At 45.1% G+C, this 1,006-nt stretch carries 2 protein-coding genes; both read left to right on the top strand.

What is annotated here, in order from left to right; all coding sequences use genetic code 11:
- The coding region (locus KIV40_RS31620; RefSeq protein ID WP_285353270.1) for a coproporphyrinogen III oxidase at window positions 1-213 on the top strand (213 nt) is incomplete at its 5' end.
- Between the two features lie 76 nt (window positions 214-289).
- The coding region (aroE, locus tag KIV40_RS31615) for a shikimate dehydrogenase (RefSeq protein ID WP_285353268.1) at window positions 290-1,006 on the top strand (717 nt) is incomplete at its 3' end.

The raw sequence follows: 1,006 nt of genomic DNA, 5'->3' as shown, positions 1-1,006 counted from the left end.
CGCGATTTCCAAGTCTATCGTCGTGGCCGCTATGTTGAATTTAATCTAGTTTATGACCGTGGCACCCTATTTGGTCTACAAAGTGGTGGGCGTACCGAGTCGATTCTGATGTCGATGCCACCATTGGCACGATGGGAGTATCGATACGAACCTCAAGAGGGTTCACCAGAGGCGCTACTGTACACAGACTATTTAAAACCTAGAGTTTGGTAAGACTTCCTTCCTTATAGGTATAGTGATAGGGTCATCATTCGATGACCTTTTTTCATAAGCTCTGTTAGGTAAGGATATGACACAGTACATAGATCGCTATGCCGTTTTTGGAAACCCAATTAGTCAAAGTAAATCACCATTTATTCATACGCTATTTGCTCGCCAAACGAACCAGCAACTTACCTATACATCTCAACAGCCTGAGCCCGGTGATTTTCTCAATGCAGCGAAAGATTTCTTTGGCAATGGTGGTAAAGGCTGTAACGTCACAGCACCGTTTAAAGAAGACGCATACCAATTTGCGGATCGTCTAACTGAGCGAGCTCAACTAGCTGGCGCTGTGAATACGCTTAAAAAGCTTGATGATGGCGAGATCATTGGTGACAACACCGACGGTGAGGGGCTCGTCCAAGATTTATTGCTACACCAAGTAGTATTAAAAGACGCTCGTATTTTGTTGCTTGGAGCTGGCGGTGCAGCAAGAGGAGTGATTAAGCCATTGCTTGACCACAGTCCTCGCCAATTAGTGATTGCCAACCGTACTGCTTCTAAAGCACAACTACTCGCAGAAATGTTTACTTCCTTTGGTAATGTCTCAGGCATTGGACTTGATGAGGTGTATGAAGGCTTTGATGTGATCATTAACTCTACTTCTTCAGGGTTGAGCGGTGAACTTCCACAAGTGTCCGCCGAGATATTTACACCAACAAGTACCGTTTATGACATGGTCTATGGTTCGGGACATACGGTCTTTAATCGCTGGGCATTGGATAATGGTGTCCATGCCGCTTAC

It is taken from the genome of Vibrio sp. D173a (assembly GCF_030248475.1).
Note: the sequence above shows the minus strand (reverse complement) of the source record. Positions and strands in the feature narration are given on the sequence as shown.